This window comes from Cupriavidus sp. 05T313 (assembly GCF_056396665.1).
In genome coordinates this window covers 1-9,253 of the sequence record NZ_JBFTLX010000320.1, presented here as the reverse complement: position 1 = coordinate 9,253, position 9,253 = coordinate 1, and the positions used below count along the sequence as shown (strand labels likewise).

Genomic DNA, 9,253 nt, shown 5'->3' with positions numbered 1-9,253 from the left:
GCGCAGGCCAAGCGTGGACACGACGGTCACGGCGGTCAGCACGCGGTGGGTGCGGCCTGCCAGCGCCGCCAGCATGCGCGCGGCGTCGGCGTCGTCGGCGGGCTTGCCGAGGATTTCGCCGMCCAGGCAGACGGTGGTGTCCGAGGTCAGGATCGGGGAGTCGGGCAAGGCGCGCCGTTCGCGCCGGCGCAGCGCGGCCTCGGCCTTGAGCGCGCATACGCGCTGCACGTAGTCGTCGGGGCTCTCGCCCGGCAGAACGGTTTCCAGCGCCTCGGCGTCTTCGGTGTCATCGGCCAGCAGCAGTTCGTAGGCGACGCCAAGCTGGGTCAGCAATTCGCGCCGGCGCGGGCTCTGGGAGGCGAGGTAGAGGAAGGAATGGGTCACGGCAGGGCAGTCGGGGATCCGGGGAAATGTGCCGGCGGCATGCGCCGCTTCGGTCGCATTGTACCTGCCGGCCTCGCCCGCTGCGTGCCACTGGCGGCGGCCAGCCAGCTTCAGGCGCGATGGTACGGATGATTCTGCGTCACCGACCAGGCGCGGTAAAGCTGCTCGGCCAGCAGCACGCGCACCATGCCATGCGGCATGGTCAGGCTGGACAGGCGCAGCAGCGTCTGCGCGCGCGCCTTCAGCGCCGGATCCAGCCCGTCCGCGCCGCCGATCAGGAAGGCGACGTCGCCGCCTTCGCGCTGCCAGTCGCCCAGCTGGGCGGCGAGTTGCACGGTGGTGAGATCGCGCCCGCGCTCATCCAGTGCCACGATGCGGCATTGCTTGGGCAGCGCCGCCTCGATGCGGGCCGCCTCGCGCTGCATCACGGTGGTGGCGTTATTGCTCGACGAGCGCGCCTCGGGCTTGATTTCGCGCAGCTCGATGCGCAGCTCGGGTGGCATGCGCTTCGCGTACTCGGCGAAACCGGTTTCGATCCAGCCGGGCATCTTGTGGCCAACGGCCACGATCAGCAACTGCATGACGGGAAGCGGAGCGGTTCCGCTCAGGCCGAGCGGGTGGTGCGCTTGCGCGCGGCCGGTGCCTTGGTGGCAGCCGTCTTCGCGGGTGCCTTGGCGGCCGTTTTGGTCACTGCGGTCTTGGTGGCGGTCTTGCGTGCCGCGCCGGTACCGGCGGCGGTCTTGCGCGGCGCGGCGGACTTGGCCGGCGCCTTGCGTGCCGGGGCCGAGCCCAGCGCGCTGGTCAGGCGCTTCTGTACGGTCGGGGCGCGGTTGGTGGCGATGGCGTCCGGATCGGTGTCTTCATGGCCAAGCGGCGGCGAAGGCTCTTTCATGCCTTCGGGCAGGCGGGCCAGGGCCGGGCGCAGGCCGGTGGCGCGGCGTGCGGTGCGCACCACCGGGCTGTCGTCCTCGTCTTCGCCGTCGATGGGCTCGCTGGCCTTGGCCAGGCCCTTCTTGGCGGTGGACAGCTTGAGCCGTACCGGCTTGTCGCCCCAGAGTTCTTCCAGGTTGTAGTACATGCGCAACTGCGGCTGCATGATGTGGACCACCGCGTCGCCGCAGTCCACCAGCACCCATTCGCCCGTTTCCAGCCCTTCCACCGCGACGATATGGCCGCCGGCGTCCTTGACGGTATCGCGGACCGAGGCGGCCAGCGCCTTGGTCTGTCGGTTCGAAGTCCCGCTGGCGATCACCACCCGGTCGAACAGTTCCGTCAGGTGGGTGGTGTCGTACACCTTGATGTCCTGCGCTTTGACATCCTCGAGGCCGTCGACGATGGCGCGTTGCAGTTTACGAATATCCATGGTGCTTTTTCAGTTCAGCTGAGATCGGTTTGGGGGCGGGCCGGGATGGGCAGATCCGACTGGGTCGGCCGATACAGGCCGCGGCTCGCGATGTAGTGTGCCACGCCGGACGGCAGCTGGTCATCTGCCGGTTGTCCGGCAGCCAGGCGTTGGCGTAGGGCGGTGGAGGAGAGGTCGACGGCTAGCGTCTGGTCGATCCACATGCGGCCGGAGGGCATGGATTGTATCAGGTCGGTGGACGCCCGCCGCGCGGCGAGCTCTTCCCGCACCGGACCATCGAGTTCGGCGAGGTCGAAACCGGGTCGCGTCGCCACGCAAAGGTGGACGTCGGCGAACAGTTCCTGCCAGCCATGCCAGGTGTGCAGGCGCAGCAACTGGTCGGCACCCATGAGCCAGGCCAGCGAAGCGGTGGGGCCATAGTGCTGGCGCAGTTCGTGCACGGTATCGACGGTGTAGCTGGGGCCCGCGCGATCGACTTCCATGCGGCTGGCATGGACCAGCGCGCGCGTGTCGGACAGCGCCTGCGCGGCCAGTTCGGTCATGGCGAGGCGGTCGGCGGCGGGGGTGACGTCGTTCGGTGTACAGCGCGCTTTCCGCGCTGCCCGGCTCCGGCTGCCAGTCGTAGCGCCAGCTTGCCAGCGGCGGCATCGACATCAGGATCGATTCGCTGCGTCCGCCCGATTGCAGCCCGAAATGCGTGCCGCGGTCGAATACCAGGTTGAATTCCACATAGCGGCCACGGCGGTAGGCCTGGAATTCCCGCTCGCGTTCGCCATAGGGCGTATCCTTGCGCGCCTGCAGGATCGGCAGGTAGGCCTCCAGGAATGCATCGCCCACGGATTGCATCATGGCAAAGCTGCGATCGAAGCCCAGCGCGGAGAAGTCATCGAAGAAGATGCCGCCAATGCCGCGCGCTTCGCCCCGGTGCTTGAGGAAGAAGTATTCGTCGCACCATTGCTTGAAGCGCGGATAGAGTTCGCCGCCATAGGGCGCGAGCGCATCGCGGCAGGTGACGTGGAAGTGCCTGCAGTCTTCGGCGTTCCCGTAGTACGGCGTCAGGTCCATGCCGCCGCCAAACCACCAGACCGGCTCGGCGCCATCCTTCACCGCCATCAGGCAGCGCACGTTCATGTGCACGGTCGGGACGTAGGGATTGCGCGGGTGGAACACCAGCGAGACGCCCAGCGCCTCGAAGCCGCGGCCGGCCAGCTCGGGCCGGTTGGCCGTGGCCGAGGGCGGCAACGCGTCGCCGCGCACGTGCGAGAAGCCCACGCCGGCGCGCTCCATCACGGCGCCACCTTCCAGGATACGGGTGCGGCCGCTGCCGCGCAGGCGCTCGGTGGGCGGCTTCTCCCAGGCATCGGTGGAAAACGCCGTGCCGTCGATGGCGGCGACAGCGTCGGTGATACGGTCTTGCAGACCGAGCAGATAGGCACGGACTGCCTGGGAATCGATCATGGTGTGCGGGCGGGTGGCCGGAGCGGTGACGGCCGGGCAGGTAGTCAACCTGCCCGGCCGTCATGGCGATGTCATGATTGTACTGGCTGGGACAACACTTGGCCGGATTCGGCAAATTCAGCGCAAAGCGCCGTAACGGGCCAAGAAATCGTAGTGAGCGGCCCGCCATGGGCCGCGCGGCGGATCTATTCGTCCCTTTACCGTTTGATGGCGCGGTAGCCGATGTCGGTGCGGTACTGCATGCCATCGAAGTGGATCTTCTCGGCCGCGCTGTAGGCCGCGCGTTGTGCTGCCTTGACGGTATCCGCCAGCCCCACCACGCACAGGACACGGCCGCCCGTGGTCAGCAGGGTGCCGTCCTTGAGCGTGGTGCCGGCGTGGAAGGTCACGCTTTCCTCGGTCTCGGCCGGGATGCCGGTAATGGCGTCGCCCTTGCGCGGAGCGTCGGGATAGCCATAAGCGGCCATCACCACGCCCAGCGCGGTGCGGCGGTCCCAGTCCAGTTCGATCTCGTCGAGCTTGCCGGTGACCGCGTGCTCCATCACGTCGACCAGGTCGGTCTTCAGGCGGGCCAGGATCGGCTGGGTTTCCGGGTCGCCCATGCGGCAGTTGAATTCCAGCGTCTTGAGGTTGCCTTCGGCGTCGATCATCAGGCCGGCGTAGAGGAAGCCGGTGTAGACGATGCCGTCCTTTTCCATGCCGCGCACGGTCGGCATGATGATCTCGCGCAAGGCGCGGGCATGCAGCGCGGGCGTGACCACCGGCGCCGGCGAATACGCGCCCATGCCGCCGGTGTTGGGGCCGGCGTCGTGATCGAGCAGACGCTTGTGGTCCTGGCTGGTAGCCAGTGCGAGGACGTTCCTGCCGTCCACCAGCACGATAAAGCTGGCCTCCTCGCCTTCGAGGAATTCCTCGATCACCACGCGCGCGCCGGCATCGCCGAGGCGGTTGTCGGCCAGCATCATGTCGACCGCGGCGTGCGCTTCTTCCAGCGTGGCGGCAACCACCACGCCCTTGCCGGCGGCCAGGCCGTCGGCCTTGATCACGATCGGCGCGCCCTGCGCGTCGATGTAGGCATGCGCCGCGGCGGCGTCGTTGAAGGTCTGGTAGGCGGCGGTCGGGATGCCGTGGCGCTGCATGAACGCCTTGGCGAAATCCTTGGACGATTCCAGCTGGGCCGCCGCTTGCGTGGGGCCGAAAATGCGCAGGCCCTTGGCACGGAAGATATCGACGATGCCGGCCGCCAGCGGCGCCTCGGGGCCGACTACCGTGAAATGCACGCCCTCGCGCTCGGCAAAGGCGGCCAGCACTTCCGGATCCGTCAGGGGCACGTTCTGCAGACGCTTGTCGAGCGCGGTGCCGCCATTGCCCGGCGCCACGTACACCACCTGCACCTTGGGCGACTGGGCCAATTTCCAGGCCATCGCGTGTTCACGACCACCCGAGCCGACAACCAATACTTTCATGATCTACTGCCAGAAAAAATGACGCATGCGAAATGCGAAAAGCGGCAGCCATGGCTCATCGAACCGCGCTGCCGCCGTGAGGCGAGGTCTTGCCCGATCCCGCCTTACTCCTCGATCACCGCGTTGGTGAAGACTTCCTGCACGTCGTCCAGGTTTTCCAGGGCGTCGAGCAGCTTTTGCATCTTGACGGCGTCGTCGCCGGTGAAGCTGACTTCGTTCTGCGGCTTCATCGTGACGTCGGCCATCTCGGCCTTGAAACCCGCGGCTTCCAGCGCGGCCTTGACCGTGGCGAAATCGTTGGGCGGGCACAGCACTTCGATCGATTCGTCGTCGTTGGTGACGACATCGTCGGCGCCGGCTTCCAGCGCGACTTCCATCAGCTTGTCCTCGGCGGTGCCGGGGGCGAACAGGAACTGGCCGCAGTGGGTGAACATGAACGCCACCGAGCCTTCCGTGCCCATGTTGCCGCCGTTCTTGGAGAAGGCATGGCGCACTTCGGCCACGGTGCGGGTACGGTTGTCGGTGAGGCAGTCGACGATGATGGCCGCGCCGGCCAGGCCGTAGCCCTCGTAGCGGATTTCTTCGTAGTTGGCGCCTTCCAGGCCACCCACGCCGCGCTGGATGGCGCGCTGGATGTTGTCCTTCGGCATGTTCGCGTCCATCGCCTTGTCCATGGACAGGCGCAGGCGCGGGTTGGAATCGGCATCGCCGCCGCCGAGCTTCGCGGCGACGGTGATTTCCTTGATCAGGCGGGTCCAGACCTTGCCGCGCTTGGCGTCAGCGGCGGCTTTCTTGTGTTTGATATTGGCCCATTTTGAGTGACCGGCCATGATTCTCTCCGAAGCGCAAAACGTTTGATGCGCGCGCCCTGACGGCGCGCGCCGGCCGTGCCGGGCGAACAACGGGTGATCGGCGGCACGGCTGGATGGTGTTGTGTGTCTGTGAGCCGGCCTGGGGGCTGGCTATAATCAGCCCAGCATTTTATCACGCGGCCCCGCCGCCGCCGGTCCCGCGATCACGGGGGGCGGCGCACGGGCGGGGACGGTCGCGGCGATGCCGCTGTGCTGCCTGCCAACCAGAGAAACCATGGCCGAACCCATCCTCATCGCCAAGAACGCCGAGCTCGAACTTGCCCTGCTGCCCGAGATGGGCAACCGGCACGGCCTGATCACCGGCGCCACCGGCACCGGCAAGACCGTGACGCTGCAAAGCCTGGCCCAGGGTTTTTCGCGGCTGGGCGTGCCGGTCTTCATGGCCGACGTCAAAGGTGACCTGACCGGCATCTCCCAGCCGGGCAAGCTCTCCGACAAGCTCAAGGCGCGCCTGGCTGACCTGGGCCTGCCCGAGCCGGCGTGGGGCGCCTGCCCTACCACGCTTTGGGACGTCTTCGGGCAGAAGGGCCATCCCGTGCGGGCGACGGTCTCGCATATGGGGCCGCTGCTGCTGTCGCGCATGCTGGACCTCAACGACACCCAGCAGGGCGTGCTCAACCTGGTATTCCGCATCGCCGACGCCAACGGGCTGTTGCTGCTCGACGCCAAGGACCTGCGCGCCATGCTGCAGTACGTGGGCGACAACGCCGGGCAGTTCACCACCGAATACGGCAATATCTCGGCAGCCTCGATCGGCGCCATCCAGCGCGGCCTGATGGCGCTGGAATCGCAAGGCGCCGATGCGTTCTTCGGCGAGCCCATGCTCAACCTGGATGATTTCATCCAGACCGAGAACGGGCAGGGCGTGGTGAATATCCTGGCCGCCGACAAGCTGMTGAATKCGCCCMRGCTSTACGCYACCTTCCTGYTGTGGMTGCTGTCSGAACTGTTCGAGMRGCTGCCCGAGGCCGGYGAYCTCGACAAGCCCAAGCTGGTSTTCTTCTTCGACGAGGCGCAYCTGCTSTTCAACGACGCGCCCAAGGGCCTGCTCGACAAGATCGAGCAGGTGGTGCGCCTGATCCGCTCCAAGGGCGTTGGCGTGTATTTCGTCACGCAGAATCCCGTCGATATTCCCGACACGGTGCTGGGGCAGCTCGGCAACCGCGTGCAGCATGCGCTGCGCGCCTTCACGCCGCGCGACCAGAAGGCTGTCAAGGTGGCGGCGACCACCATGCGCGCCAAGCCAGGCCTGGACCTGGAGAAGGCGATCGGGGAACTCGGCGTGGGCGAGGCGCTGGTGTCGCTGCTCGACGCCAAGGGCATTCCCGGCATGACGGAACGTGCCTGGATAATGGCGCCCGGCAGCCGGATCGGCCCCATCACCGATGACGAGCGCAAGCAGTTGCTGGCTGCGTCGCTGGTAGCCGGCACCTACGAGCAGGCGATCGATCGCGAGTCGGCCTACGAGAAACTCAAGGGCCGGGCGGTCGCGCCGGCGTCATCCCCGTCCACCGCCGGCAACGGCGCGCCAGCGCCCTCGGCAGGCCAGCCGGAGCAGGCACCCGCGCAGGGTGGCGGCTGGCTCGACCAGGCGGGCGAAATCTTTGGCGGGCTGACCAAGGGCACCGGCAAGACCGGGCGCGGCGATTCCATCCTGGAGTCGATGGCCAAGTCGGCGGCGCGCACGGTCGGCTCGCAAGTCGGGCGCGAGCTGATCCGCGGCGTGCTGGGCAGCCTGCTGGGTTCCGGCAAGAAGAAATAGGCGAAAGCCGGACGGCGCCGGCGGCCGGTTCAGCGGCGTTGCGCCGCCGCCTCGTCTTCCCGCATCTTGCGCAGGAACAGCCGGGTGAAGAACCACCCCATGCCGATGATGAAGCCAATGACGCCGAGGCTCATCAGCCCGGTGCCGGTGGTAAACAGGATCTTCAAGGCTGCCATCTGGGTCTCCCTGGTCAGGCACGGCACACCGGATCATGTGCCGTTGCCGCCAGTCTAGGCAGACCCCTCGCCGCGCGGGTTGAGGCGGATCAAGCCGGGCGCAGAGAGCGCGCGGCCTGATCCGTTTTCAAGGGAACGCTCAGTTCTTGGTCCCGAACAGCCGGTCGCCGGCGTCGCCCAGGCCCGGAATGATGTAGGCGTGCTCGTCCAGATGGCTGTCCAGCGAGGCCACGAACAGCTTCACGCCTGGGTGTGCCTTCTGGAAGACTTCCACGCCTTCCGGCGCAGCCACCAGCGCGACGAAGGTGATCGCCTCGTCCGCGACGCCGCGGCGCTTCAGCACGTCGACCGCGTGCGCGGCGGAGTAGCCGGTGGCGACCATCGGATCGCACAGGATAAAGCTGCGGTCTTCCACATCGGGCAGGCGAACCAGGTATTCCACGGGGCGATGCTGGTCATCTCGGTAGACACCGATATGACCGATGYGCGCCGAAGGAATCAGCTCGACCAGGCCGTCGCTCATGCCCACGCCGGCGCGCAGCACCGGCACGATGGTGAGCTTCTTGCCGGCAATCACGGGTGCATCCAGTTCGACCAGCGGCGTCTCGATGTGACGCGTGGTGAGCGGCAGGTTGCGCGTGATTTCATAGCCCATCAGCAGCGTGATCTCCCGCAGCAGTTCGCGGAATGTGCGCGTGGACGTGTCCTTGTCGCGCATATGGGAGAGCTTGTGCTGGATCAGCGGGTGATCGAGGATGTACAGCTTGGGGAAACGCGGATCTTGCTTCATGGCGGGTAGGCGGCTGGAGTGGGCGCGAAGGCCCGGTGCAGCCGGATTGTAATGGATGCGCAGCCGCGCGCCCCCGGCAGTGTCCCGGCCGGCAGCGCGCGGGGCCCGCCGCTCAATCCACCGAGATGCTGGCGCTCTTGGCGACCTTGCCGAATTTCTCGTACTCGGACAGCGTCAGCGACTGCAGTTCCGCCGCGCTCGAGCCCTTCGGGTTGAAGCCCGCCTGGACCAGCTTGTCCTTGACGTCCGCATTGCCCAGCGCCTCGACGAAGGCGGCATTGAGCGCCTGCACCACCGGCGCGGGCATGCCGGCGGGCCCGTACACGCCGAACCACGGCTCGACAGCGTAGCCAGCCAGGCCGGCCTCGGCCAGCGTCGGCACATTCGGCAGGGCGGGCGAGCGGCTCTTGCCGGCCACGGCCAGCGCGCGCAGCTTGCCGCCCTGGATGTGCGGCAGYGAGGCGGGCAGGTTGTCGAACATTACCTGCACATGGCCGCCCAGCATATCGTTGATGGCCGGGCTGCTGCCTTTGTATGGCACATGGGTAAGGCCCGCCTGCGTCATCTGCGAGAACATCGCGCCGGCCAGGTGCATCGACGTGCCGGTTCCCGCGGTCGCGTAGGTCAGGCCGGGGTGCGCCTTGGCATAGCTGACCAGTTCCGACACGGTTTTCACCGGCAGGCTGTTGCTGACTTCCAGCACGATGGTCGAGGTGCCGAGCAGGCTCACCGCGGTGAAGTCCTTGCGCGGATCGAATGGCACGTGCTTGTAGATATGCGGGTTGAGCGCATTGGTCGAGATCGCGCCGAAGCCGATGGTGTAGCCGTCSGGCGSKGCCTTGGCGACCRYCTCCATGCCGATATTGCCGCCCGCTCCGGGGCGGTTTTCCACCACCACCGGCTGGCCGAGCTTCTCGGCTACTTTCTGGCCGACGGTGCGCGCGACCAGGTCGGTGGTGCCGCCTGCGGCATAGGGCACGAT

At 67.3% G+C, this 9,253-nt stretch carries 9 protein-coding genes and 2 pseudogenes; 1 reads left to right on the top strand and 10 read right to left on the bottom strand.

What is annotated here, in order from left to right; translation table 11 throughout:
* From AC1DKD_RS37415 to AC1DKD_RS37385, 7 genes and pseudogenes are all read right to left on the bottom strand, one after another.
* Positions 1-384: Maf family protein (locus tag AC1DKD_RS37415; RefSeq protein ID WP_477144433.1), on the bottom strand; the 384-nt coding region annotated here is incomplete at its 3' end.
* Between the two features lie 110 nt (positions 385-494).
* A complete protein-coding gene (gene rlmH, locus AC1DKD_RS37410) occupies positions 495-965 on the bottom strand; it encodes a 23S rRNA (pseudouridine(1915)-N(3))-methyltransferase RlmH (protein WP_035859413.1) in 471 nt (156 codons plus the stop codon).
* Positions 966-988: 23 nt separating this feature from the next.
* The gene (gene rsfS / locus AC1DKD_RS37405; RefSeq protein WP_441634396.1) at positions 989-1,747 is read right to left on the bottom strand and encodes a ribosome silencing factor; all 759 of its coding nucleotides are present in this window, start codon (positions 1,745-1,747) and stop codon (positions 989-991) included.
* A gap of 14 nt (positions 1,748-1,761) precedes the next feature.
* Positions 1,762-2,322, bottom strand: a pseudogene (locus AC1DKD_RS37400) (nicotinate-nucleotide adenylyltransferase); the annotation flags it as partial.
* Positions 2,306-3,205 (bottom strand): annotated as a pseudogene (gene hemF / locus AC1DKD_RS37395) (oxygen-dependent coproporphyrinogen oxidase); the annotation flags it as partial. The pseudogenes AC1DKD_RS37400 and hemF, both read right to left, overlap by 17 nt.
* 197 nt (positions 3,206-3,402) lie before the next feature.
* Complete coding sequence (gene purD, locus AC1DKD_RS37390; RefSeq protein ID WP_035859419.1) at positions 3,403-4,671, bottom strand: phosphoribosylamine--glycine ligase; 1,269 nt, start codon at positions 4,669-4,671, stop codon at positions 3,403-3,405.
* 104 nt (positions 4,672-4,775) lie between these two features.
* Positions 4,776-5,501 (bottom strand): YebC/PmpR family DNA-binding transcriptional regulator, encoded by a 726-nt coding sequence (locus AC1DKD_RS37385; protein ID WP_441634389.1) that lies wholly within the window; start codon positions 5,499-5,501, stop codon positions 4,776-4,778.
* A gap of 256 nt (positions 5,502-5,757) precedes the next feature.
* Here AC1DKD_RS37385 and AC1DKD_RS37380 point away from each other — a divergent pair, with 256 nt between their 5' ends.
* The gene (locus AC1DKD_RS37380) at positions 5,758-7,305 is read left to right on the top strand and encodes a helicase HerA-like C-terminal domain-containing protein (RefSeq protein ID WP_477144432.1); all 1,548 of its coding nucleotides are present in this window, start codon (positions 5,758-5,760) and stop codon (positions 7,303-7,305) included.
* 29 nt (positions 7,306-7,334) lie between these two features.
* Here the strand turns inward: AC1DKD_RS37380 and AC1DKD_RS37375 are convergent, their stop codons facing one another.
* The 3 genes from AC1DKD_RS37375 to AC1DKD_RS37365 form a co-directional block, all read right to left on the bottom strand.
* Positions 7,335-7,481 carry a DUF3149 domain-containing protein gene (locus tag AC1DKD_RS37375; RefSeq protein ID WP_081861985.1) on the bottom strand — a complete coding sequence of 49 codons (147 nt, stop codon included), beginning with the start codon at positions 7,479-7,481 and terminating at the stop codon, positions 7,335-7,337.
* A gap of 139 nt (positions 7,482-7,620) precedes the next feature.
* Positions 7,621-8,271 carry a uracil phosphoribosyltransferase gene (gene upp / locus AC1DKD_RS37370; protein ID WP_477144431.1) on the bottom strand — a complete coding sequence of 217 codons (651 nt, stop codon included), beginning with the start codon at positions 8,269-8,271 and terminating at the stop codon, positions 7,621-7,623.
* A 112-nt stretch (positions 8,272-8,383) separates the two neighbouring features.
* Positions 8,384-9,253, bottom strand: an 870-nt coding sequence (locus tag AC1DKD_RS37365; protein ID WP_477144430.1) for a Bug family tripartite tricarboxylate transporter substrate binding protein, incomplete at its 5' end; no start/stop codon positions are given.